Origin of the sequence: Candidatus Mycobacterium methanotrophicum (genome assembly GCF_023515995.1) — a bacterium.
GTDB lineage: Bacteria > Actinomycetota > Actinomycetes > Mycobacteriales > Mycobacteriaceae > Mycobacterium > Mycobacterium methanotrophicum.
In genome coordinates this window covers 1-21,800 of the sequence record NZ_CP097321.1, presented here as the reverse complement: position 1 = coordinate 21,800, position 21,800 = coordinate 1, and the positions used below count along the sequence as shown (strand labels likewise).

Annotated in this window: 25 protein-coding genes and 2 pseudogenes; 19 read left to right on the top strand and 8 right to left on the bottom strand. The window is 65.7% G+C overall.

Features of this window, described 5'->3' with window-relative positions; all coding sequences use genetic code 11:
- Positions 1 to 2: 2 nt before the first annotated feature.
- A pseudogene (locus tag M5I08_RS24700) lies at positions 3 to 164 on the bottom strand (histidinol-phosphatase); the annotation flags it as partial.
- A 192-nt stretch (positions 165 to 356) separates the two neighbouring features.
- Here M5I08_RS24700 and M5I08_RS24695 point away from each other — a divergent pair.
- A complete protein-coding gene (locus M5I08_RS24695) occupies positions 357 to 788 on the top strand; it encodes a DUF2267 domain-containing protein (RefSeq protein WP_219070048.1) in 432 nt (143 codons plus the stop codon).
- A gap of 131 nt (positions 789 to 919) precedes the next feature.
- On the opposite strand, the gene M5I08_RS26280 is transcribed toward M5I08_RS24695, so the two are convergent.
- Positions 920 to 1,042: a hypothetical protein gene (locus tag M5I08_RS26280; RefSeq protein ID WP_255564774.1), complete on the bottom strand. Its 123-nt coding sequence runs from the start codon at positions 1,040 to 1,042 to the stop codon at positions 920 to 922.
- Between the two features lie 10 nt (positions 1,043 to 1,052).
- Here M5I08_RS26280 and M5I08_RS26275 point away from each other — a divergent pair, with 10 nt between their 5' ends.
- A complete protein-coding gene (locus M5I08_RS26275) occupies positions 1,053 to 1,178 on the top strand; it encodes a hypothetical protein (RefSeq protein WP_255564775.1) in 126 nt (41 codons plus the stop codon).
- Positions 1,179 to 1,559: 381 nt separating this feature from the next.
- Positions 1,560 to 2,057, top strand: a complete 498-nt coding sequence (locus tag M5I08_RS24690) for an adenosine-specific kinase (protein ID WP_219070050.1) — start codon at positions 1,560 to 1,562, stop codon at positions 2,055 to 2,057.
- Between the two features lie 394 nt (positions 2,058 to 2,451).
- On the opposite strand, the gene M5I08_RS24685 is transcribed toward M5I08_RS24690, so the two are convergent.
- On the bottom strand, positions 2,452 to 2,910 hold the full coding sequence (locus M5I08_RS24685) for a DUF5709 domain-containing protein (protein ID WP_219070052.1): 459 nt from the start codon (positions 2,908 to 2,910) through the stop codon (positions 2,452 to 2,454).
- Between the two features lie 351 nt (positions 2,911 to 3,261).
- On the opposite strand from M5I08_RS24685, the gene M5I08_RS24680 reads away from it, so the two are divergent.
- Complete coding sequence (locus tag M5I08_RS24680; RefSeq protein ID WP_219070054.1) at positions 3,262 to 4,407, top strand: RNA-guided endonuclease TnpB family protein; 1,146 nt, start codon at positions 3,262 to 3,264, stop codon at positions 4,405 to 4,407.
- Positions 4,408 to 4,414: 7 nt separating this feature from the next.
- On the opposite strand, the gene M5I08_RS24675 is transcribed toward M5I08_RS24680, so the two are convergent.
- Genes M5I08_RS24675 through M5I08_RS24660 form a run of 4 tightly spaced genes read right to left on the bottom strand, consistent with a single transcriptional unit; the run spans position 4,415 to position 7,256 of the window.
- A complete protein-coding gene (locus tag M5I08_RS24675; RefSeq protein WP_219070056.1) occupies positions 4,415 to 5,134 on the bottom strand; it encodes a Csf3-related protein in 720 nt (239 codons plus the stop codon).
- An 8-nt stretch (positions 5,135 to 5,142) separates the two neighbouring features.
- Positions 5,143 to 6,015: an RAMP superfamily CRISPR-associated protein gene (locus M5I08_RS24670; RefSeq protein ID WP_219070058.1), complete on the bottom strand. Its 873-nt coding sequence runs from the start codon at positions 6,013 to 6,015 to the stop codon at positions 5,143 to 5,145.
- Positions 6,012 to 6,494 (bottom strand): hypothetical protein, encoded by a 483-nt coding sequence (locus M5I08_RS24665; RefSeq protein ID WP_219070060.1) that lies wholly within the window; start codon positions 6,492 to 6,494, stop codon positions 6,012 to 6,014. Before M5I08_RS24665 ends, M5I08_RS24670 begins: the two co-directional genes overlap by 4 nt.
- Before the next feature lie 36 nt (positions 6,495 to 6,530).
- Complete coding sequence (locus M5I08_RS24660; protein WP_219070069.1) at positions 6,531 to 7,256, bottom strand: hypothetical protein; 726 nt, start codon at positions 7,254 to 7,256, stop codon at positions 6,531 to 6,533.
- Positions 7,257 to 7,510: 254 nt separating this feature from the next.
- On the opposite strand from M5I08_RS24660, the gene M5I08_RS24655 reads away from it, so the two are divergent.
- The 6 genes and pseudogenes from M5I08_RS24655 (at position 7,511) to M5I08_RS24630 (ending at position 13,331) form a co-directional block, all read left to right on the top strand.
- Complete coding sequence (locus M5I08_RS24655) at positions 7,511 to 8,398, top strand: hypothetical protein (protein ID WP_219070062.1); 888 nt, start codon at positions 7,511 to 7,513, stop codon at positions 8,396 to 8,398.
- Complete coding sequence (locus tag M5I08_RS24650; RefSeq protein WP_219070064.1) at positions 8,399 to 8,827, top strand: hypothetical protein; 429 nt, start codon at positions 8,399 to 8,401, stop codon at positions 8,825 to 8,827.
- Entirely contained in the window at positions 8,824 to 9,660 is an 837-nt protein-coding gene (locus tag M5I08_RS24645) for a phosphoadenosine phosphosulfate reductase domain-containing protein (RefSeq protein WP_219070066.1), read from the top strand. Before M5I08_RS24650 ends, M5I08_RS24645 begins: the two co-directional genes overlap by 4 nt.
- An 82-nt stretch (positions 9,661 to 9,742) precedes the next feature.
- Positions 9,743 to 10,597 carry a hypothetical protein gene (locus M5I08_RS24640; protein ID WP_219070068.1) on the top strand — a complete coding sequence of 285 codons (855 nt, stop codon included), beginning with the start codon at positions 9,743 to 9,745 and terminating at the stop codon, positions 10,595 to 10,597.
- A 440-nt stretch (positions 10,598 to 11,037) separates the two neighbouring features.
- A pseudogene (locus tag M5I08_RS24635) lies at positions 11,038 to 12,379 on the top strand (IS256 family transposase).
- A 148-nt stretch (positions 12,380 to 12,527) separates the two neighbouring features.
- Positions 12,528 to 13,331, top strand: coding sequence for a DUF4262 domain-containing protein (locus M5I08_RS24630; RefSeq protein WP_219070908.1), 804 nt, complete (start codon positions 12,528 to 12,530; stop codon positions 13,329 to 13,331).
- A gap of 765 nt (positions 13,332 to 14,096) precedes the next feature.
- Here M5I08_RS24630 and M5I08_RS24625 read toward each other — a convergent pair.
- Positions 14,097 to 14,249: a helix-turn-helix domain-containing protein gene (locus M5I08_RS24625; RefSeq protein ID WP_249763477.1), complete on the bottom strand. Its 153-nt coding sequence runs from the start codon at positions 14,247 to 14,249 to the stop codon at positions 14,097 to 14,099.
- A gap of 71 nt (positions 14,250 to 14,320) precedes the next feature.
- On the opposite strand from M5I08_RS24625, the gene M5I08_RS24620 reads away from it, so the two are divergent.
- From M5I08_RS24620 to M5I08_RS24580, 9 genes are all read left to right on the top strand, one after another.
- Positions 14,321 to 14,509, top strand: coding sequence for a hypothetical protein (locus tag M5I08_RS24620; protein WP_219070558.1), 189 nt, complete (start codon positions 14,321 to 14,323; stop codon positions 14,507 to 14,509).
- Positions 14,510 to 14,817: 308 nt separating this feature from the next.
- A complete protein-coding gene (locus M5I08_RS24615) occupies positions 14,818 to 15,078 on the top strand; it encodes a hypothetical protein (RefSeq protein WP_219070560.1) in 261 nt (86 codons plus the stop codon).
- Positions 15,079 to 15,199: 121 nt separating this feature from the next.
- Positions 15,200 to 16,045, top strand: coding sequence for a hypothetical protein (locus M5I08_RS24610; RefSeq protein WP_219070562.1), 846 nt, complete (start codon positions 15,200 to 15,202; stop codon positions 16,043 to 16,045).
- Positions 16,046 to 16,297: 252 nt separating this feature from the next.
- Positions 16,298 to 16,618, top strand: a complete 321-nt coding sequence (locus M5I08_RS24605) for a hypothetical protein (protein WP_219070564.1) — start codon at positions 16,298 to 16,300, stop codon at positions 16,616 to 16,618.
- Between the two features lie 252 nt (positions 16,619 to 16,870).
- A complete protein-coding gene (locus M5I08_RS24600; RefSeq protein ID WP_219070573.1) occupies positions 16,871 to 17,299 on the top strand; it encodes a DUF3846 domain-containing protein in 429 nt (142 codons plus the stop codon).
- Positions 17,299 to 17,538, top strand: coding sequence for a hypothetical protein (locus M5I08_RS24595; RefSeq protein WP_219070575.1), 240 nt, complete (start codon positions 17,299 to 17,301; stop codon positions 17,536 to 17,538). The genes M5I08_RS24600 and M5I08_RS24595 overlap by 1 nt, the downstream gene beginning before the upstream one ends.
- On the top strand, positions 17,535 to 17,990 hold the full coding sequence (locus tag M5I08_RS24590) for a hypothetical protein (protein ID WP_249763476.1): 456 nt from the start codon (positions 17,535 to 17,537) through the stop codon (positions 17,988 to 17,990). The genes M5I08_RS24595 and M5I08_RS24590 overlap by 4 nt, the downstream gene beginning before the upstream one ends.
- Positions 17,991 to 18,259: 269 nt before the next feature.
- The gene (locus M5I08_RS24585; RefSeq protein WP_249763475.1) at positions 18,260 to 20,311 is read left to right on the top strand and encodes an ATP-binding protein; all 2,052 of its coding nucleotides are present in this window, start codon (positions 18,260 to 18,262) and stop codon (positions 20,309 to 20,311) included.
- Between the two features lie 52 nt (positions 20,312 to 20,363).
- Positions 20,364 to 21,425: a hypothetical protein gene (locus M5I08_RS24580; RefSeq protein WP_219070576.1), complete on the top strand. Its 1,062-nt coding sequence runs from the start codon at positions 20,364 to 20,366 to the stop codon at positions 21,423 to 21,425.
- Positions 21,426 to 21,800: the final 375 nt, after the last annotated feature.

Genomic DNA, 21,800 nt, shown 5'->3' with positions numbered 1-21,800 from the left:
GGTTACGCCCCGCGCAGTCGGCTCAACACCTGCTGGTGGAGTAGGCCGTTGGTGGCCACGGCGCTGCCGCCGTGCGGGCCGGCGGTGCCGTCCCGGCTGGTGAACGCCCCACCCGCCTCGCCCACCAGGATGTCGAGGGCCGCGAGATCCCATACCGATGCCTCGAATGTGTGCACTGAGGCGCGCGGATCCGGGTCAAAGGACCCTTTTCGGGACGACGGGGGAGGCGGAACCTGAAATGCGTACGGCCAGACCTCGAAGCCCGAATGCGGGCGGCCGGGCACGAGGGGAGAAGAAGGGGCTTAGTCCATCACGACTGGCTGTAGAACTAAGACCGGGGTCTCAAGGAGGTAGTGATGTCCGCCAAAACGAAGGTCTCGGCGCTTGACCACGCGATGCAGACCGCGCACACGTGGATCAACGACGTGGCCAGGGAGTTCGACACCGAGGATCGGGAGTTCGCCTATCGAGTGCTGCGCGCGTGGCTGCACACCCTGCGCGATCGGCTCACCGTGGAGGCGAGCGCCCACTTTGCGGCTCAGCTGCCCGACCTGATCAGGGGCATCTTCTACGCGGGCTGGAATCCCAGCGCCGTCCCCGAGATGTACGACGCAGAGGCCTACGCTGCGCGGTTCGCCCGTGAGGCGATCATCGCCCCCGACGACGTCGGCAAGGCGGCTGCGGCGACCACCGCAGCCGTATTGCACCATCTCCCGCCTCCCCAGATGGACAAGGCCCTGGATCAGCTCCCCAGAGAAATCCGCACCCTGCTGCAAGCCCAGCGGTGAACTTGCTCAGAAAACGGCGGCGCCTACGCGGCTGCGATTGAAGCGGTGATGCGCCAGCTGCAAGACGACCTTGCAAGGTCGCGTGGGACTTGTCGGTGCCGGACATGGCTCCTCACCCGGTGACCGTCCCACTAGTTCCAGGAACGTTGATCCTGTCGCGCAATGTCAAGGCCGCAGACCTCTTCCTGCCGCAAGAAGTCGCTCTGTTCGTCACCGTCGATGAAGTCGATCATCGGGGCTGGCGTGTAGCGCATCCCGTGAAAGATGTCCCGATACACCGACGTTCCGGCTCAGCGCTCCGTCATACTGAGCTATTGGGACGACACCCCGGACCGGGCGGTGGACGGCGGGGTCGACGCGGAGGTCCACACGATTGCCAAGCAGGTCTGACTCGCTGCAACCGCGCGGGTGCTCTCTCGGACGGTAAGTGGGAGCAGATTCCGGGCATGGAGACACGGGCACCGCCCAGCCGACATCATGGTGCTCGGTCGCGACGCGCCTATAGAAAGGCTCGATGGATCGACGGAGCCGCCGACGTGGAGCCTTTCGTTGGCTTCGTCGATCGGACGCAGCATCTGGGAGGACGTTCTCCGCGAATACGTGGCGTCTGCCATCGACGAGGCGGCCCAAGGTCCGCATCGCCCAGAGGTACCTCCGACGGGTGCGGGGCCGTACGCGGAACCCTAAGGGCGAACGCGGCGCCCGCAAACAGGACTGTTCGCATTCCGAGCATCGGACGTGGCTGTCACGTGCCTGTGGCAGCATGTGTGTGTGACCACGACGACGCTTTCCTGGGATGTGGTTCGCGTCGACAAGCCGGACGATGTCAATGTCGTAATCGGGCAGGCGCACTTCATCAAGACGGTCGAGGACCTGCATGAGGCGATGGTGGGGGTGAGCTCGTCGCTACGGTTCGGGCTGGCCTTTTGCGAGGCCTCCGGGCCACGGTTGGTTCGCCGCACCGGCAATGATCCTGAATTGGTCGAGCTCGCGACCCGCAATGCGCAGGCCATCGCCGCCGGGCACTGCTTCGTGATCTTCTTGCGCGACGGGTTCCCGGTCAGCATCCTCAACCCGGTCAAGGCGGTGCCCGAGGTCTGCACGATCCACTGCGCCACAGCCAATCCGGTTGACATCTTGGTCGCGGTGACCCCGCGTGGCCGTGGCATTGTGGGCGTCGTCGACGGACAGGCGCCCCTCGGGGTGGAGACCGATCGCGACGTGGCCGACCGGCACGACCTGCTGCGCGCCATCGGTTACAAGCTCTAAAGGGGCGCGAGCGGCACGTCTGCCCCAGGTGCGGTGCCGAGAGTGACACGCCGTTGGCATGACGAGTTTCGACTGCTGGCGGTCCTCTAAGCGGATAGGGGACAAACGCACATGGCCCCGGTGCTGTCAGCGTCTGCGTGGTCATGCTGGCGCGGGGGAGTGGTCGGACCCCGCATCGACACCGAGCGCATCATGACATGGGCCAGGAATAGGCCCTCTGGCGTGTGCCCGGACAGCCGTAGCACCGCCTCCACTCGGGCCGGATCGTGGTTCCAGCGCACCAGGGACGAACCGTCCCACTCGATGCGGACCTGCCTGCGCGAGCCCACACACACGGTCGAACAGTGCGTCCCATCCCGACCTGTTCTTCAGCTGAATTCGCGTGCCGGGCCAGCTACTCCTCGTCGTCGATGATGTGAACCGCGGCGTCCTCGGCGGAGGCTGCGCCTCCGTCGATGCCGACGTCATCAGCCAACAGGTCCGCGTCTACGTCTTCGCCAAACCCCTGGTCCGGCGCGACAAGTCGACCTGCTCGCGCGCGTCCAACCTCATTTCGCTGCGGAAATTCGGTCTCCCGCTCGGCTTCGTCGGAGCGTTGCTGCTCGTCCTTGTCGAACGGGTCATATAGCCGCATGGCCGGATCCGGCTCTTCCTCGGCAAGCAGCTGGTCCAAGCTTTCGGGCGTCGAGCCCAAGGAGCCACGACCGTACGGCCGCTCGGGCGGCGAATATCCCTCGTCGAGTACGTCGTCGACACCGCGGTCGATCAGGGTGTCCTCTGGCTGAAGTTGGTCGTCCTCATCCACGCTGTATTCGCTCGCCGACGCTTCCCTGTCACCATCCGGAGTACTCATGACTCAAACGATGTCACCACACCTGGGAAGCGCCATGGTGGGGGTGAGTCGCGCGTGGTCGGCGGCCGCTGATTCGTCTTTGGTGGCACTGGCCGTTTGACCAAACCGGCCGTTCCGGGAGCACCCACTGCGAAAAGTGCGTCGTCCCACAGCGTCCCTGGACTATCCTTCACCCGCCGATCGCAGAAAGGGACGCCATGACCGAAATAGTCTTCGGCGCAAGCCATCGACTTCAGTCGGGGGATAGCCGATCCCGTCTGTTGGGTCCGCGTAGCCGCTAGAAGTGGTCCGGCGCTATGTCGAGAACCAGAAACTCGCTGCCGCCCGGAAACGGGCGAAGGCGGCTTAGCGATGGCGCACCGGTATCGCATGTATCCGACCGCTGAGCAGTCGGTGTTCATGCTGGAACGCCATTGCGCCGATGCCCGCTTTGTGTGGAATCTCGCGGTGGAGCAGTTCAACTGGGGCCGTACCGGCCGGCCGGCGCCGGTCCCGGCCGCCCGGCAGAAACAGTTGGCGGTGGCGCGGCAAGCTTGTGAGTGGTTGGCGGCGGGGTCGTCGGCGGTGCAGCAGCAGGCGTTGCGAGATTTCGACCGCGCGGTCGCGGGATTCTTCAACGGCGTGTACCGGCGGCCGGGTTGGCGGCGCAAGCACCTCGACGAGGGCTTCTGCATTCGCGACAGCCGTGTCGAGATCGTGAACCGTAAATGGGCGCAGGTATTTGTGCCGAAACTCGGGTTGGTGAAGTTCCGGCTCTCCCGCCCGCTCCCCGCAGGGGCGTTGGGTATGGCGCGGGTCACCCGCAAAGCGGGCCGCTGGTATGTGGCGTTCCCTGCGCCGCAACCCGAGGTTGCTGGCGTGCCTGGGCGGGAAGAACGTCTGGTCGGGATCGACCGGGGCGTGAAAACGACGCTCGCCCTGTCGGACGGGACGATGCTGCGGGCGCCAGTCATGCGGCGCAGCGAGCAGAAGACGCTGGCTCGTCTTCAGCGTCAGCTCGCCCGCTGCCGCAAAGGCAGCGTCCGGCGCGGCAAGGTGAAGGCCCGTATCGCAAAGCTGCACGCCGGGGTGGCTGATCGGCGTAAGGAGCGCTGCATCATTCGGATCATCGGTCTAGTCGACGGTACGCCAACTGATTTCGATGGTCAGTACGTTGTAGAGTACGACCCGAGCAGGGTTGGCGCTCAGCCAGTCACGGGTCGACCAATGCGGTTGTTCCATCTGGTGACGACGCCGGATATCGGACGGGCTACGCGATTCGCTCTGGCCGAGGCGGTGCATGTGCACCGCGCAGTTGATAGACGCGACCCCACTCGGGCGGACGGTGAGCTGAATCGTCCGCTCACCGCGTTCACCGTCGATTTCGAGCCGGCTACGGAAGTATCCGAGCCGGCTCCGGTGCTTCCCTCAGCGGGGTGGTACGTCGACCCCAGCAATCCGCACTACCGGCGCTGGTGGGACGGAACAAAGCGGACCTCTCACACCGGGGCTCGGTAACCCACCGCTACCGCGCGGGTTGAAAGGCTTCGGCGCGGGCCGCGGGATGTAGATAGGGCGGGCGCAGTGCGCCGGTGCCCAGGGGGCCGGTGTCGATCGCTGCGTGTTCGATGCAGCGCGGTGGTGCGGAGCGGCCGAGGACTCCAGGTTCGTGTTCGTGGCCGGCGGACCAGTCCTCGACGTCGGGGGTTTCGGTGACTTCCCACCGGGTGACGAGGCCTTCCCCGACACCGGTGTTCTTGCCGATCGAGGGCAGGTCGGTGAGTAGATCCCGTATCGCGTCCGGATCGCCGACGGCGCGCCAGGTCAGATGGGTGGCGGGGCGTGCGGGTACCGGCACGACGCGGCGCTGATAACGGCCGGCGGTGTCGGAGACTTGGCGGCTGATGACCGGGGCGAGCTGCTGGAGCCGAGGGTGGTCGGTGCGCGATGTTCGCCAGCGGATATCGGGATCGCTGACTGCCTGGATACGCGGGTGCAGATCGGCGAACGTGGCCAGCCAGTGCCAGTCGGCGTCGTTGTCGGGATCGCCGCAGCGAGCCAGGGGCAGCGGCAGGGTTTCCTGAGGTCCGTCCGGCTGGTAGGTGAGGTGGTGGCCGGCGGCGCGGGCTTCCCATTTGCGGCGATGCCAGACCACCGAGGCCAACAGTCCGTCGAAGGCCACGCCCCAGGGACGCGACAACACGATGCCGTGCGGGGTGGTGGCGGTGATGTGGAGCGCAATCATGGTGGCGCTCAAGTGATTTTGGACAGTGCGGCGATCGCCTCAGCGCGGTTGGCCTTGAGTTCAGACTGCCAGTCAACCGTGGCGTCGGGGAGCTGCCCGCGCTGCGCGGTGGTGCTGAGAGCGGCGGTAATGGTGCCGTATCCGGCGGCGACGCGGCCGCCGAGGTGGCCGTGGCTGGCGAAGGCGTCGAGGACGTCGCGCAGAAACGCGGTCTGATGGTCGGTGGCGTTGATGATCCGTACCCAGGTTTGCAGGCGGATTCCGGCGGGGAGGGTTTCGGCGGCGAATCGTCCTAGGGGACTGGTGTATTCGGTGTCCCCATCGGTGCGGGGGGCCTGGCCCAGATGAGTGCGGTGGTCGGCCAGGTGGCTGAACGATTCCTCAGCGAAGGTGTACACCGCCGGCAGCGCAGTGGTGCGTGGTGGGCGAGGCAGGATGTGTTCCAGTTCAGCCACCTCGGGCAGCACCTTGCCGACCGAGAGTAGCCCGGACATGATCCGGCCACTCGCGGCGCCACCAAACACGGCGATCTGCGGGAGCAGCGCCTTGAGGTGGCGTTCATCCTCATCGTTGAACGGGGTTGCCGACTTACCGAGCCGGCCGCCGTTGGTGAGCAGGTGCGCGGCGGGCACCGGCAACGCGGCATCCTCGTAGTCGAGGACCGCCGCGGTGAGCTCCTCACCGATGCGGCGCAGGACGCCACGGAAACTGCTGCCCGACACGATCGGAACCTGCAGCAGCTCGCCGTCAGCGGTGATGATCCTTTCGGTGCGGAACGATGAGGTGGTGTCGGTGCCGGCCGCATCGTTGTCTGAGCCGCGGTGCACGATCGAGGACAGGGCCACGATGTCGATATCCCAGCGAATGGCGTTGAGGCTCATGGGCGTTTGGTCTTCCGGTCGTCGGTGACGGCCTCGGCGATGATGCGCACCCGCAGCAGCAGGGCAGGCAGGCTGCTTTGGAACATGCGCAGGACCGGAACTGGTGGTTCGCGCAGCAGCTCGGCCAGTTCGAGCCGCCGGTCCGGGTAGCGGGGGGCCCGCAGGCCGAGGTGCCTTAACGCGGCTGAGGACCACCACTCGTCGAGCGTGATGGAACGGCGGGCGGCGCGAAACACCCGGCCGGGAAGGATCTCATCCCAATAGGTTTTGCGGTACTTCTCCTCAGCGACCCAGGAGTTGTCCCAGTCGATGCTGTAGTGCACCAGCAGCAGGAGCCGCTCGGCGGTGTCGGCGGCCTGGGCCGCGGCTTTCTCCGCGGCTGTCATCGTGGTCTCGGATCTGTGCCCGTTGAGGGTGAGGGCTCTCAGCTGGGGGACCAGCGCCTGCCACCTCCGGGTGGGGGTGAGCTCGTCGGCCATGGCCGTCAGCGTATCGGCCGGGGTCGCCACAACCGGCTAACCCGTCTGGCGCCCGTTATATGCGGCGGCGGCGCTCACGGGGGTGGTGAGGACCTTGGCCGCCGCCCACAACGGCGCAACCGTCCGCCACGGCTGCAGCGCGGTCCAGGCTGCGAGAAACCCTGGCCAGTCCTGTTTCGGCTGCGTGGCCAGCAGGGGATAGGGCGGCATCTCACGCAGGAGCACTCGGTCGATCTCCAATGCGATCTGACGGCCATTGGTGGACTTGGTCGCGCGTGCCCGCGCCCAGGCCGTGACCGCGGGGCGCACCATCGCCAGGTTGGTCAGCCGTGACGCGGCGGCGGCGTCCCACACGGTGACCAGTCCGTCGGTGGCTAGGTGCCCCCACTGCGCGGTCGCCAGGATGTGCCGGCGGTGCGAGGTGGGCAGTACGACGGCGTGGGTGTGCGGCAGAGCGCCGGTGGCCAGCACAGCCGCCAGGCCAACCCCTTTGATGTGCTCGGTGACGGTGGTCGCGGTGATCATCATGGCCGGCACCGAGGCGGGTGATCGGCTGTAGGCCCAGGCGCACGGCACGCACAACCGGCGGGACCCGAACGGCCACGCATCGAAATTGGTGAACTTCTCGCTGATGATGTGGGTCACGGTGACAGTGGGACCGTCCTCTCCGCACCGGCCGCAGCGGCCGGCCACCGGTGTGGGCGCGTTCACGGCGGGTCGACCGGCGACAACCCACGCCGCGGCGGCGGGATCGGACAGCATGCTGGCGGCCACGATACGGGCCGATCGGGTGTCCGCGTTGCTACCGTGGACAGCACGAAACGCGCACAGGGGTTGGGAGATGGTGCAAACCCGAGGCGGCTTCGGACCGGCTTTGAGTCGGTTCCGGGGCCGCCTCCTGCGTTTGCGGTCACCAAAATTGTGGCGATGACCGGCGGCGATGCGTTCACCCGTTGTGTCCAGTTCGGCTCCTAGACTGCTCCCAAACGGCAGCAACGGGGAAACCAGAGAATCTGATGAGCAGCTCCAAGACCGCGCGACCAAACCGGGAACCGGTCGTGGTCGACGTCGAAGGTGGCGTGATTTCCTCCCGGGACCTCAAGACCGCCCGCGAGGTCGCCGAAAGCGCCATGACTGAGCGCGAGTTCACCCGGCTGGCCAACCAAATCACCGACGAGGCACGCGACGAAGATTCCGGGCTGACGCGGGCTACGCGCGATCGCGATCGCGCCACTCCCCGCGACGTCAGCCACGTCGAGTCCACTCGACTACGTGGCGAGCTGCCCTCGCCCGGGGAGTTTCGTCGCCCGCTGAGTGGCCGGCAGCGCAAAATACGTTCCGCCACAAAGAATCAGGTGATCAGCGCGGCGCCAGCCACACAGCAGCAGGCGATCGACAGCATGCTGACCGATGACGATCCCGGTGAGTGGCGCCGAATCAACGGGGCGCTGCATCATGCGGCCGGCGATGTCCAGGAACTCGATGACAAGGATCGGGCCAAGGTGCAGCGCCTGGACCGTGTCATCCAACGCTACGAACAGGCCAATGACCGCACCCACACGGTGTACGTGGCAGTGAAGCTGCCCGACACGCATGGGGATATCTCGAGTCCGCGCGAGCTGCCGCCCAACCTGAGTCCGGGAGCGAAGGTGACGTTCGATCAGTTCACCATCGCCCGGCACAGTCTGCATGAGATACCCGGAAACGACAGCGATCGCTATCTGACGTTCGAGATGACCACCAGCCGTGGCATGTATTTCGGTCATTCCGACAGTGTGGAAGACACCACACACGTGCTGCCCCGAGGCATTACGGGTGAAGTGACGGCGGCCGAATCGGCAACCTACGACAACGGCCGCGGTGGATACGGGACCCGACTCGTCCTGCAACTGAGGGAGCAGTAGATGAACAACAGGAAATGGGTGGTCCACCCGAACCGATCCGAAGCCGGCCCCGACGAGCCGGGCCGCAACGGCCATTTCCGGTCGGTCAGCCGACCTCGGCGCCGAACGCTGCCGCCCGAGCCGTGCGAGGTCCGGGTGAAGTTGCCGCGCAAGTTTTCTCACCTTGCCACACCGGACGGATCAAAAACCTTCAGCGCCGACAACTGGCTGTTCGTCGTCGGCGTCGCGCACACTTTCGCTCGCCTGCATACCGAGCCCGCGGACCTGCCGGCGCCTTTCGGGTTCAAAGACCGCGGCAAGTGGTGGTGGTGGGACGGCACTACAAGCCAGGAGTCGATCCTGGACGGGCCAGAAGCAGCCGGCTACGTCGAAGAGTTCTTCCAGAAACTGTTCCCGGGCATGGCGATCACGGTGACCGACGCACGGTGACCACACCCGCGGGGCTGGACATGCAGGCGCTGCGGGCGATCGCGGCCCGCCGTCGCGGACCGCAGTCGTATCAGCATCTGCTGGACCGCATCGCCGAGCATCTGGACAACCACGACGGGTTCGTCCCGTGGTCTGGCGGTAAAGACTCCACAGTTGTGGTCGATCTCGCGCGCCAAGTCGACCCGAATGTGCCGGTGGTGTTCTTCGACTCCGGCCTGGAATTCCCTGAGACACTGCACTACCTGCACGACCTGGCGCAGGCCTGGCGGCTGAACTTCACCTCGATCGCGGCCGAGCCGGACCTGCTGACCGTGCTGATCGCCTGCGGGGGATTCGACCACCGGGCACCGGATCGACGACTGGGTGTCGAGCTGGCCGAGCTGATGATCGCCGGCCCGGCTGGCGAAGCGCACCGCAGGCACGGGCCCGGGTCCCTGTGGGGCGTGCGTGCGCAGGAATCAGCCGGCCGGCGCATGCTTTACCGTCAGCAGCTGGCGTCAGAAACCGTTGCCCGACAAGGGCAGGCGCGCCGCCAGGTGCGGGCCGAGGCGGGCGGGGTCGTGCGGCGCATCGATGGTACCGTCACCTACGGGCCGATCTGGGACTGGCCGCACAGCCAGGTATTTGAATACCTCGCCGGCCGCGGAATCGAACCCAACCCGATCTACCGCAAGCTCGGCGAGCTCGGGGTGCCAGAGCAACAAATCCGGGTCGACTCCATCATCGACCCGTCCAAGCTGTCCAACGGGCACCTCACGTGGCTGCAGCTCGGCTGGCCCGATCTGTTCGATCGGTTGGCGATTGCGCTGCCACGGCTGCGTGAGTGGGCCTAAATGACGGTCCGGGTTGATAGCATGGGAATCAGTAGGGCAGACCAGCAGGGCAGGCCCCGAATCTCCGGGAAGGGAGAGCATCATGAGTGTCGGATCGGCAGAGGTGTTACCTGCCGTGTTCGGTGAGGAAGACACGATCGACGAGCAGCCGTTGGCCGAGTATCTGTGGTCGGATTTGAAGATCCGTCGCGCAGCGCTGAGCTTGTGGCCGGAGGACCTCGCTCCGCTGCTGGGGATGGATGAAACGCGGTACCGCGCTTACGAAACTGGTGGGCGGACGATGATCGGCCGGGGCCTTATCAACGAGATCGTCGCCATGGAAGCGTTTGTCGTCGGCGAGGTCGCCCTGTTGATCGACGGGGCGCCGGCGGAAGGCACCGTGGTGTTGCAGGCCGTCGTCGATCAACAGGACTTCGTGGCCCGCTACCCGCATGCGCGCACCGTCCAGCACCGGAAGCCCTATCCGGTGTCGCTGCAGTACGTTGCGGTGGGCCGGGCGGCGGCCGTGCTGAGCCGGCGCGACCGCGAGGTCGAGGTGTACCGCGGGGAGCGGCATTTCGATCTGACGGCGGGCCGACTCGCGGTCGGGCTCGGCAAGACCGAGACGGCATACCTATTGGGGCTCAACAAAAAGTCGTACTACGCGGCCGAGCGGGGAACCGAGCCGCCGCGTTACACGACGATGGACGAGCTGCAGGCCCTCGACGACTTCATCAATGACACGGCCGTACGGTTTGAGGTCACCGCCGGCGACGGGGTGAGCACGATCTGGGTCACCGACGACCAGGCTGAGTTCGAGAAGACCTACCCCGAAGCGCGCTTCGAGCGGTCGAATACCCCGTACCCGGTGAGGGCGCTGCACGTCGCGGCAGCTCGCCGTATCCACGCACTGGACGCTGCCGGCCAGCCGGCACGGATCGCCGTCGACGACAAGTGAGTCAGGCCTAGGGGGACACACTATGGCCGACGAATGTAGAGCTGAGTTCCGCCCAATGTGGGGCGGGGATGACTGCCGCTGTGACGCCTTCAGGCTCAGGACAGCCCGCCGCGAAACGGCACATTCTCAGTGACTGTTCCGCACAGCGACAATCTGGATTAGCACAGGGCAACTCGTGGACGTGCCAGCTGGCGGCCAGTCGGGGTTAGTCCCGCGCTGCCGGAGAGCATTTCCCCTTGGTCTTTATCCACCACTCCACCACTCCACCACCTCCACCACTCCACCACTCCACCACCTCCACCACCTCCACCACCTCCACCACCTGGCACCCGGGTGGGGAGGTGGTGGAAAAGCTGTTGTAGAAGGTGTTTGAGGGTCTATCGCTGATTTGGTGTAAGTGGTTCTGACCGCCCCGGCGTGGGGCAGAAGGAATCGCTGTGATGACGAACACACTCAAGGGCGTGGATGCCCAGGTGAAGGAGTCGCCGGCCCAGGCTGGCGAGAACGTGGATGAGGCGGCCGTTGCGGCCCGTGAGCTGTCCGGGGCCGAAGCGGGTGCTGGTGGGCGATCTGGTACGCCAGGCGCGCGCCGAGGGGGTCGCGCTGACCGGTCCGGCGGGGCTGCTCAAAGCGCTGACCAAGACGGTGCTGGAAGCGGCACTCGAAGAGGAGATGACCGAGCATCTCGGTTACGACAAGCACGCCGCGGCCGGCCGCGGAAGTGGCAACTCGCGCAACGGCTCTCGCACCAAGAAGGTGATCACCGATGCGTGCGGGCAAGTCGAGATCGAGGTGCCCCGCGACCGCAACGGGACCTTCGAGCCGGTAGTGGTCGGCAAGGGTAAACGTCGGGTCTCCGACGTGGATCGGGTGGTGCTGTCGCTGTACGCCAAAGGCCTTACCACAGGCGAGATTTCGGCTCACTTCGCCGACGTTTACGGGGCCTCGGTGTCCAAGGACACCGTCTCACGGATCACCGACCGGGTGATCGAGGAGATGCAGACGTGGTGGTCACGGCCGCTGGAGAAGGTGTACGCCGCGGTGTTCATCGATGCGATCATGGTCAAGATCCGCGACGGCCAGGTCCGCAACCGGCCGGTCTACGCCGCGATCGGTGTGGACCTCGACGGCAACAAGGACATCCTGGGGATGTGGGCCGGCGACGGCGACGGGGAGTCAGCCAAGTTTTGGCTGGCGGTGCTGACCGACCTGAAGAATCGCGGTGTCAAGGACATCTTCTTTTTGGTCTGCGACGGGCTAAAAGGGTTGCCCGACAGCGTGTCTGCGGCGTTCCCGCTGGCCACGGTGCAGACCTGCATCATTCACCTGATCCGCAACACCTTCCGGTACGCCTCGCGCAAGTACTGGGACAAGATCAGCGTCGACCTCAAGCCGATCTACACCGCGGCCAACGCGACCGAGGCCCGGATGCGTTACGAGGAGTTCGCCGAGAAGTGGGGCAAGCCCTACCCGGCGATCAAGCGGCTGTGGGACAACGCGTGGGACGAGTTCATCCCTTTCCTGGACTACGACGTCGAGATCCGTCGAGTGTTGTGCTCTACCAACGCAATTGAGAGCCTCAACGCGCGCTACCGACGGGCGGTGCGAGCACGTGGACACTTCCCAAACGAGCAGGCGGCACTCAAGGCGCTCTACCTGGTGACCCGGTCACTGGATCCCAAGGGTACCGGGCAGACGAAGTGGGCCGTACGCTGGAAACCAGCGCTCAACGCCCTGGCGATCACGTTCGCCGATCGCATGCCAGCTGCAGAAGAACGCTGACCGAGAAAATCCGAGAAATGCCACTTACACCGAATATCGGACAGTCCCGTGTTTGACGCTGATTGTTGTCGGTGTCGGGTCGTAGAATCCGGGGTGTAGGGCAAGTCATTCGGGCGGGCCTACCAAGCCCAGGGAGGGGCCGATTCTGATGGGAAATATGCAGCGTTCGGGTGATGTGCCGGTGGTGGAGGCTCGCGCGGCGGTTCTTGATGGCACTCGCGCCGATATCGTCAAGTTCGGGTGGTCGGTGATTGGGGTGTTTCCGGCGTCGGGGGATCCGGGTGTGTCGTTCTCGTACACGGTGGGGTTGTCGGGTAAAGGGTTGCCGGAGTTGGCGATCTACGGTCTGCCGGTGCGGGTTGGGCACCAGGTGCTCAATGCGGTGGCGCGGCAGATGGTGGATGCGGGCGCTGCGCTGGTTACGGGGCAGCGTATCGAGAACTTACTTGAGGTTGGGGTGCCGTTGGTTGCGGTGGTGATGACCAACACCAGGGATCTGAACCTCGTGCGTGAGGTGTACGGCTCGGTGGTGTCGGCGGTGCAGGTGTGCTGGCCGGACGTGGACGGCTTGCTGCCGTGGGAGCAGGGCAGCAGTCTCAGCGACATGGAGCAGCCGGTTTACGGGGTGGCTCCCACTGGGCGGGCGGTGTACCGGGCGCGGCGGCTGCCGGTGGAGACGGCGGGTGAACTGGCTGAGCTGGTCGGTGCTGACACCGTGCCGGGCTCGCTGAGCATCGTGGACCCTCAAGCCGACAATGACCGTCGAGCGATGTGGGGTGCGCGGGCGCTGCTCGGATACGCCACCTGGCTGGGGAAGGGCACGTTGGAGACCACGGCGTCGGACATGCTCGCGGACCTGCGGCACCTGTTCGACGCGCTCGGCCTTGACTGGGAGGACGCGATGTCGTCGGTCGAGCGGAACTATCGGGCGGAGATTCTCGGCGAACTGTAAGGAGGTAGCGGGGGCCTTCGCGGGTACCCACTACCTCCCCACCCGACACCGGGGTGGGGAGGTAGTGGGTAATGATGCTGCGGCGGTGCGGCTTTGTGGCGATTTGGTTGTCGCTGCGGGCCGGTAGAATCGCAGGTGGTGGGCACGCCATAGGGCTGGCCTTGTGAATCCCGGGAAGGGGAGATTCTGATGATGGTGTATGTCGATCCGCCTGCTGCGGCCCTTGCTCGCCGCCGACCAGCCGCCCGCTCCGCCACCGATACGAACGCCTTGCGCACCATTGATATTCACATCGCCCAACGCATCGACAACGCCAGACTGTTACCCGCTGCAGCCTAAACTCAAGACGACTCTCAAAGACCCAGTCAACTCTGCTAAACACGTTGCGTGCCTGCGCTATTCACCTGATGGACCGACGTCAATCACGCTACGCTGCTGCCACATTCAGCCCTAAACTCAAGACAACTCTCAATCTTCTAGCGGCAAAGGGTCGCTAGTCCGACAGTCATGATGATCTCCTCTCTGGAGGTTCAGGACCTGCCCTTTGGCATGCCCTACCGGGTTCACATTATCAACGATGTCTGTCTTTAGGCCCATTCCCGCAGCCGTGGCAGCGCGACCGCGAGCCGATCGAACAGATCCATCGGCCTTCGGTCTCCCGCGTGATGCCATAGGCGAATCATCGCACACGCCAACATGTTTCGTTGTGCAGCAACGCCGGTACGTCTCGGTTACAATTATGTACCGAATTAACGGCGCAGGACACTAGGCGCGCATGCGATCGGCGCCGGCCATCAGCGACTCTGCGGCGCGCACGATGTTGGTGACGGTGTCGCGGTGAACGCCGGTGCGTGTCGCGATCGTGGTTGTTGGAACGCGTTGATCCCACAGCCGCAGCACTTGGGCTGTTTGCTCCACCGGCTTGACCGTGACTTTCTCACGGATCAGGGTTTGCGCGACGTCGACCCACCCGTCGTGGTGCGCCGCGGATGCACGACTGGGTCTGCACGGTTGATGCCACGGTGCGGGTGCGGGTTGCCGTCCGGGCGGCCAACGCCGATGCTGCGGCGTCGGAGGTCGACGACGACATGGTTGTCAATGCGCTGTCGGAGTTGCGGGGGCGGTCCCTCGAGGTCGCGCTGCAAGACCACGATGTGGTGGATACCGAGGACGAGTAGCCGGTAGGTGGTGTGGCTGGGCCGAGTTCCGGCCACACCACCGCCCACCCAGCCCGACACAGGGGTGAGGTGGTGGTATCTATCTGGGTGTCGCTGCGCTCCGCCGCCGCCGCCGGCTGCCGCTGCTCTGCTCTCTCCCTTCCGTCTGACACTGGCTGCGAGGTGATAAGCCCCCTTATCACTGACCTTGCTTGCGCGTGTGCTGGCGGTGGTAATTAACTTGGGGTGTAGCGGATTTGGACTCAGTGCGCCGATGGCGCGAGGGCGTTACGTTCGGTACGCCCCGGTGGTGGAGGAGTGGAGACTCGATGGACAACAACGACGATTTGGAAACCCGGATTGAGCGCATGCTGTCGCCGGTGATGGACGCGGCGCTGCAGCACGTCCAGGCGGGCGCGGTGGACGGTATGCGCCTGGGGATCGGCCTGTGTGCGCGGACTGTCGATGACTTTATCGACCGGGTTCCCACCTTCACCGCGCCGGAGCATGTTGACGCTGTGGTGGTGGTGCTGCGGGCGGTCGCTGCGACGATGAGGGAACAGTCTGCCCGGTTCTCGCTCGACGAGTGATCCCAGCGACTGCGGGGCGTCACGGTCGGTGCCGCCCCGGATTTGTCGGTGGGTGACGGTAGATTCTGCGGTGTAGGGCAAGCCATTCCGGCGGGCCTCGATATCCCGGAAGGGGAGTGTCATGACTGCAACCACTGTGGAGCGGATCTCACCGGCTGTCGATGGCAACGGGGAGGTGGACTGGCCGGCGCTGTTGACTCAGGCGCTGACGCTGCCCGGGCGGCTGGGTACCACCTACTGCCGGTTCTATCAGTACTCGTTGCAGAATCAGATCCTGTTGTGGTCGCAGGGCGTGACCGAGCCGTGCGCACCGTTCAGTGTGTGGAAGGGCCTTGGCCGGATCCCCGTCAAGGGTGGTGGGCGTTACGTGCTGCACCCGCGGCCGTTCCGCAAGACCGACGAGGAGACCGGCGAAGAGAAGGTCGTTGTCTGCCGGTTTCGGTTGAAGCGCTCCACGTTTCCGTACTCGAACACAGTGGGCCCGGAGGTGGAGTGGCCGGAGCTGCCCGAGTGGGACTGGGCGCGCGCGCTGTCCGCGCTCGACATTGAGCAGGTGCCGTTTCAGTTGATCGACGGCAACACCCAGGGGTACTCGTTCGACCGCAAGGTAGCGGTATCGCCGGTGGCGGCCTACCCGATGAAAACCGGGTTCCATGAGCTTGCGCACCTGGTGCTGGGCCATACCACCACGGCCGTCGCCGAGGGTGAGACTCTGTGCCGCGGTGTCCGCGAATTCCAGGCCGAGGCGGTCACCTACCTGCTCGCTCACGAGACCGGACTGACGCAGTGGGCGCCGGAAGAGTCGCGCGCCTACATCCAGGGCTGGCTGGGCGACGAGGAGGTCACCGACCGCCACATCCGCGCGGTGTTTACCACGGTGGACAAGATCCTCACTGCCGGCCGATCGGCGGCAGGCCGTGAGGACGTCGACGACACGGCGCACGTGGCGCCGGCGCGGGCCTCCTAGACCGCGGGCCAGGCGACGGCCGGCGGCCGGAGTGACCCGACACTCCCGCTCCGGTCCCTGCCGCGCCGGGCCCGCTCTGCCCGACCACGCACTGTCACCCCCACCCCAACCCGGCACAGGGGTGGGGTGGTGGTGATTGTTTCGGTTGGGGTAGTGCATGTTTCGGCGGCGCTTACTTGTCGGTGGGTGGCAGTAATGTGCGTGGTGTAGGGCAAGCCATTCCGGCGGGCCTCGAAAAGGGAGAAACTGAGCATGGCAACCACACTGGAAGCGTTCGCCGGATCGACCCGTCGGAACTACTGCACCCTGCCGGCCATTGACGTCGAGATTCTCCCCGATGTCCGCCACTGCGAGACCTGTGAGGCGCTGGTCACGTTCGACCAGTCCGTCGGCATTTTTGGGGCATGGGTGCACACCTCGGCCGACACTCCCGATCACGGGCACGTCGCGCCCAAGACTCGCTGCTCCTACTGCCACGGCGAGGACGACGCCACATACGTGCAGCACGCTTGGTTCGACGCTATCGAGTGCGCACGGTGCGGCGGGGTGGACGGCCACGCGATCGGCGACTGACCGGCTGTCTTAGCTCGCGGGAGGCCTCGGACATCCGGCTAGTTCCCGGCCGGCGGCCGGCCCGCTCGGCCCGGCCGCCGGCGACTTGGCTGTCACCACCACCCAACCCGACACAGGGGTGGGTGGTGGTGATTGTTTCGGTTGGGGTAGTGCATGTTTCGGCGGCGCTTACTTGTCGGTGGGTGGCCGTAGTGTGCGTGGTGTAGAGCAAGCCATTCCAGGCGGGCCTCGAAATCCCGGAAGGGGAGTGTTGTGACTGCTGACAATGCACCGGTGGTGCTGAGGGTGGGCATGGATGGTGCCGTGACGCGGGTGCCGTTCGTGGTTGATGAGCGCGGCGGCGCTGGGGCGCTGTTTCGGGAGCAGATCGGTTGCTCGCTGTATGACGTGATCTCACTTGATGATCGCACCGATATGTGGGTCGACGATGAGGCGATCGTGGGCGTGGACTTCGGCGATCGTGAGGCGTTGGCCGACGCGACGAACATTGTGGCGACCATGATTGCCAACCGTTTCGGGCGGCGGCAGCCGGTGTTCGGGGCGGCGGTGATTGCCGGGCTGGCGGGCGAGAGTGCCGCCCCCCTCGACGAGGAGCAGCTGGCCCGACTGGAGCCACTGGCCGAGATGTCGGTCGCGATCTTCGCCGACGCTTTGACTGCGCGGGCGGGCGGGGGTCGGTGATGACGCTGACGATCAAGGTGGAGAACGCCTACAGCGACGGACACGAGTCCGAACAGGTCGAGACGGTCCAGGTGGAGCCGTCCGAGGACCTGGAGGAGCTGTGGGAGCAGCTCGAAGAGTTCACGGGCGACGGTCACGGAATCGACAGTGACCTGGGCTACTGCTATGTGGTGACCGTTCTGGACTCGCCGGATCGCCCCGAGATGGTCGGGCTGAGCAACGAGTGGGTGGGCGCATGAGCACACCGAACCCACCGGCAGCCGTTGTCGCCGCGGTCGCGTCGCTGCGAGCCGCTTTCGATGACATCCACGTCATGCACGAATGCGACCAGGATTGCCGGGATGACTGCGATCTGAGCGACTACAGCGAATCGGCCTACCGATCGCACGATGAACACAACTTTGATGTGCGCGAGGTGATTCACGAGCGGGCCGAAGGGCTCGTCAGCGCGCTGGAGGAATGGTTGGGCGACAGCATCACCACTGTGCGGCAAGTAGCCGCCCTGGTCGACTCAGACAAGGCGAAACTGGCCGTCGCGCAAGCGATGGCCGCTCTAGGCTCCGAAATCGAGTGGGACAGCGAGACCATCGAGCACGTCTGCGAGGCGATACGGCCTGCATTCCCCGAAGGTCTCCCGTCCGTATTCAACCAAGACGGCGCCGCAGCCGAGTTCTGGGAGAACCTCAACTGAGCGCATTCCGAGCGTGTGCCCGCAGGTTCCCCCGGGGCCTGCGGGCACACCCATATTCAGTCGTGAACGCGCGACGGGGGAGATGAGGCGCTAGGCCCCGCTTCGATCAGGCCCACCACCACCCCACCCGGCACAGGGGTGGGGTGGTGGTGTTTAGAAAGTGTTGCGGGCCTGCGGGTTTAGGCGGCTTATGTCGGTGGTTGTCGGTAGAATCGTGGGTGTAGGGCAGGCCATTCCGGCAGGCCCACGAATCCCGGAAGGGGAGTCAAATGCGTATTGCCGAGCCGAGTTCGACATTGGTCAGCACTGCCACGGAGTTGCCCACCATGACTAGCCGGGTGGACCCGGAGGGTGCGCGCCGGATGATGGAGATGTTGGTCAATCTCTATGCCGACCGGCGGTTAGCGGTGGTGCGTGAGTATGTGTCCAATGCCGTCGATGCCACCCGCGCGGCGGGGAGCACTGAGCCGGTAGCGGTCACTACGCCCACCCTGGTCGAACCCAATCTCGTCGTTACCGATCGGGGCACCGGCATGTCGGTTGCTGAGGTGGAGGCGACGTTTCTGGCGTTCGCCGCGTCGAGCAAGCGTGACAGTGACGAGATGATCGGCGGGCTGGGTGTCGGCGCGAAATCGGCGTGGGCACTGGCGGAGTCGTTTCTGGTGGACACGGTCAAGGGCGGGCGGCGCACCACGGTGCGCGCGGCCCGCAATTTGGAGCATCAGGTGCTGTTGGCCGGTGAGCCGAGCGAGCTGCCTGACGGGACCACAATCATCGTTCCTGTCGAGGTCGCTGGACACGTCGAGGCGTGGCATCGCGTGGTGCGCGAGGTCGCCTGTGCCCATGGCGAGCGGGCGGTGTTGGTCGACGGTGCGCCAGTGGACAGCCTTGCCGGTGGTCCAACGTGGATCGGTCCGGTGTCGTGCCGTCGTGTTGATCGACCGGACCGCATTGCGGTCCTCGTGCGTAGTGGCGGCACACTGTTCTCGTCGGTGCCCGAGGTCACTCGGCGGGTATTGGACGGCACCGGCGGGTTGTCGGCGTGTGTGATCGAGTTGCCGATCGGTTCGTTCGACCACACTCCGAGCCGGGAGTCGGTGATCGCCACCGAGCGGACCCTGGCCGCCGTGGATGCCGCGCTGGAACAGTACCGAGTGGCCTATGGTGCGCTGGCACAGCGGGTTTCAGAACTGGCTGGCACCGACGTGGCCGCCGTTGTGACGCTGCGTTCCGACACTCTGGGCAGGGTGGGCACTGCCGCCATGTTGCCGGTCCCGTACCGGGTGGGTGTGCCCGCTGGGGCCGGGGCCTGGGTCATGCGTAACCGGACGGGGCGCTCGCGCTGGGAGCGTATCGCGGACTTCCGCGACGACATGTTCGAGGCGGTGACCACCCGCGCCGAGCTGAGCCGCACGCTGGTGGTGACTGGTGTCCCGGCGGGGCGGGTGCTGTCGCGGTTTGCCACGTTCCTGGCCGAGAAGCATTCGGATGTGAGCCGGGTGATTGCCGTGCCGGAAGGCCGCATCACGTTGGCGCTGGACGTGTTTCAAGCAGCCGGCAATGCACCGACCGAACAGACCTGGGAGGTCGGTGCCGACACCAACGGGATCTCTGCCCATTACACCTTCGAGCAGTGGAGTGCGGCAATCGCTGCCAGGCGCTCCTCGCGCGGGCCGGTGAAGGGCTATGCGTGTGTGGTCACCGACCGTGACGGCGCAGCCGCTCGAGACGCCACCTTGACCGGCCCCGAGATCGCCGCGCTGGGTCTGCCTGTGGTCTACGTTTCTGAAGCTCGCCCGTACCGGACACCCAGTGGTCTACCCGCGTCGGTGACGGTGTATTTGGGCAACCGCAAGAGCGGGCCGCTGATCGCCGCCGTGCCGGAAGCGATGACCCGTGATGAGTGGATGGAGCAGCAGTTCGCCGCTGAGACTGCCGGATGGTCGCAGTCCGAGCTGCTGGCCGCCGCCTACACGCACCCGCAATGGGCAAGCTACAAGGCCGAATTCGACATCGCCGTGTCGGCGCTGGCGTCGGGCATCGCGGACGAGCACCCGCAACGCGCACTGCTGGCGCGGATCGCCGCGCTCGTCCAGGCCGCCGAGAAGATGACGGCGGCCCAGACGACGACCCTGCAGGCGCTGAGCGGCTGCCCGGCGGTGCGGACGCAGTTCGAGAAGATCCGCAAGCTGCACAGCGACCTGCGGAGGGCCTACCCGTTGCTGGCTCACCTGCGGCACTGGGACGACGCGGACACCCGTGAGCACTACGTCGAATACGTGGCCCACACACCGCCACGGACAGGCCGCAAGGCCGCCTGACCGCTTCCAACAGACATCTAAACCAACACGAACAGAATTGGAGTCAACCAACATGTACGCACTCATTGATCACCAGTCGATCATCGTTTCCGAGGGGCCGGCCAGTGTGCTCATCGCCGCCGCCGATCCCACCTACGGGCCGGTTCGGCGCTACCTGGTAGACGAGCACGGAGAGGACTTTCAGACCGTGCGCGACCTGGTAGACACGTTCCGCACGGGGGTGAAGAAGGCTGCCGTCGAGGCCGTGTCGGTAGTGGACGGTCACACCGACGAGGACGAGCAGGAGCCCTACCGGATCACCCACGGCGACCCGGTGGAGGAAGTCGTGCTGGCCGCCGCGATCCGGCTCACCAGCAGCGCCGCCGACCTCGCCCCGCTGGGAGCGTTTCTGCGCCGTCTAGAACGCAACCCGTCGCAGGCGTCACGCTCGCAGTTGTTCGGTTGGCTCAAAGCGGGCGGATTCACGCTGACAACCGATGGACACATCGTCGGCTACAAGTCGGTGCGCGCTGACGGACGCTCAGCTCATGCAGGACGTGAGCCGGTCACAGTGGTGGCCCAGAACGGGTCTGTCGAGACGGTCACCGGCCACGTGCCCTACCCGGTCGGGGCAACCGTGTGGATGGCCCGCGATCTGGTCAACGATGACCGGAACTCGGCGTGCTCGGTGGGCCTGCACGTGGGCACCTTCGGCTACGCGGAGAGCTTCTCCGAACAGACGTTGGTGGTGTTGGTTGATCCTGCTGACGTGGTGTCGGTGCCCAGCGATTCCAACGCGCAGAAGATGCGGGTGTGCCGCCTGTATGTGGCGGCCCGCCACGACGGTGCCCAGATCGCCGACGCGGTGATCGATCACATCCGCACCGTCCCCGACTTCGAGGCCACCGAGGACTACACCCGCCGCCCAGAAAACGCACGCCAACCGATGTTCGGGGTGGCCGTGGCGTTGGACAGTCCCGACGACCCGGACGGTGAAGACGAGGACGATCTGCAAGACGACGACGACAGCCCCGGTGATGAGGCGCTGTGCGACGAGTGCGGCGCGGCGACGGAAGCGGGCGTGAGCCCGCAGCACAGCCGGGACTGTTCGCTTCACCCGGCGAACGTGCACTGACCGCCTCACTCGAGACAGCAGCGCGCGGAGCGCGCCCGAACAGGTGCCCGCAGGTTCCCCGACCTGCGGGCACCGCCATGTTTGGGGGAGGGGATACGGCGCGGAGCGCCGCAAAAGTAGTACCGTGGAATCGTCTTGAAAGGCAACATGATTCGACAACGTGGTGTAGTATTGCGGTATGACGTTGACAGGCAAGGCGATCCGGGTACACCGCGTGAACGGTGGCGCCAACCGCGTAAGCGGTTGCAGCGCAACGGATAACCGGACAATGGTCGATAACGTCACCACAGCGGCACCGCGTCAGCGGTGCGAATCGCGAAACAGCAACCGCCGGAATGGCATTCGAGGCAACCGCGTAAGCGGTTGGCGCACAGG

What these genes read in the sequence shown, in the direction of transcription:
- M5I08_RS24660 (WP_219070069.1), bottom strand. Translation starts at nt 7,256, where the DNA reads ATGCTGTCCGATCCCGCCGCCGCGGCGTGGGTTGTCGCCGGTCGACCC.
- M5I08_RS24640 (WP_219070068.1), top strand. Translation starts at nt 9,743, where the DNA reads ATGAGTGTCGGATCGGCAGAGGTGTTACCTGCCGTGTTCGGTGAGGAA.
- M5I08_RS24665 (WP_219070060.1), bottom strand. Translation starts at nt 6,494, where the DNA reads ATGGCCGACGAGCTCACCCCCACCCGGAGGTGGCAGGCGCTGGTCCCC.
- M5I08_RS24580 (WP_219070576.1), top strand. Translation starts at nt 20,364, where the DNA reads ATGTACGCACTCATTGATCACCAGTCGATCATCGTTTCCGAGGGGCCG.
- M5I08_RS24630 (WP_219070908.1), top strand. Translation starts at nt 12,528, where the DNA reads ATGGGAAATATGCAGCGTTCGGGTGATGTGCCGGTGGTGGAGGCTCGC.
- M5I08_RS24675 (WP_219070056.1), bottom strand. Translation starts at nt 5,134, where the DNA reads ATGATTGCGCTCCACATCACCGCCACCACCCCGCACGGCATCGTGTTG.
- M5I08_RS24680 (WP_219070054.1), top strand. Translation starts at nt 3,262, where the DNA reads ATGGCGCACCGGTATCGCATGTATCCGACCGCTGAGCAGTCGGTGTTC.
- M5I08_RS24655 (WP_219070062.1), top strand. Translation starts at nt 7,511, where the DNA reads ATGAGCAGCTCCAAGACCGCGCGACCAAACCGGGAACCGGTCGTGGTC.
- M5I08_RS24590 (WP_249763476.1), top strand. Translation starts at nt 17,535, where the DNA reads ATGAGCACACCGAACCCACCGGCAGCCGTTGTCGCCGCGGTCGCGTCG.
- M5I08_RS24615 (WP_219070560.1), top strand. Translation starts at nt 14,818, where the DNA reads ATGGACAACAACGACGATTTGGAAACCCGGATTGAGCGCATGCTGTCG.
- M5I08_RS24610 (WP_219070562.1), top strand. Translation starts at nt 15,200, where the DNA reads ATGACTGCAACCACTGTGGAGCGGATCTCACCGGCTGTCGATGGCAAC.
- M5I08_RS24585 (WP_249763475.1), top strand. Translation starts at nt 18,260, where the DNA reads ATGCGTATTGCCGAGCCGAGTTCGACATTGGTCAGCACTGCCACGGAG.
- M5I08_RS24685 (WP_219070052.1), bottom strand. Translation starts at nt 2,910, where the DNA reads ATGAGTACTCCGGATGGTGACAGGGAAGCGTCGGCGAGCGAATACAGC.
- M5I08_RS24605 (WP_219070564.1), top strand. Translation starts at nt 16,298, where the DNA reads ATGGCAACCACACTGGAAGCGTTCGCCGGATCGACCCGTCGGAACTAC.
- M5I08_RS26275 (WP_255564775.1), top strand. Translation starts at nt 1,053, where the DNA reads ATGTCCCGATACACCGACGTTCCGGCTCAGCGCTCCGTCATACTGAGC.
- M5I08_RS24670 (WP_219070058.1), bottom strand. Translation starts at nt 6,015, where the DNA reads ATGAGCCTCAACGCCATTCGCTGGGATATCGACATCGTGGCCCTGTCC.
- M5I08_RS24620 (WP_219070558.1), top strand. Translation starts at nt 14,321, where the DNA reads ATGCACGACTGGGTCTGCACGGTTGATGCCACGGTGCGGGTGCGGGTT.
- M5I08_RS26280 (WP_255564774.1), bottom strand. Translation starts at nt 1,042, where the DNA reads ATGCGCTACACGCCAGCCCCGATGATCGACTTCATCGACGGTGACGAA.
- M5I08_RS24595 (WP_219070575.1), top strand. Translation starts at nt 17,299, where the DNA reads ATGACGCTGACGATCAAGGTGGAGAACGCCTACAGCGACGGACACGAG.
- M5I08_RS24650 (WP_219070064.1), top strand. Translation starts at nt 8,399, where the DNA reads ATGAACAACAGGAAATGGGTGGTCCACCCGAACCGATCCGAAGCCGGC.
- M5I08_RS24695 (WP_219070048.1), top strand. Translation starts at nt 357, where the DNA reads ATGTCCGCCAAAACGAAGGTCTCGGCGCTTGACCACGCGATGCAGACC.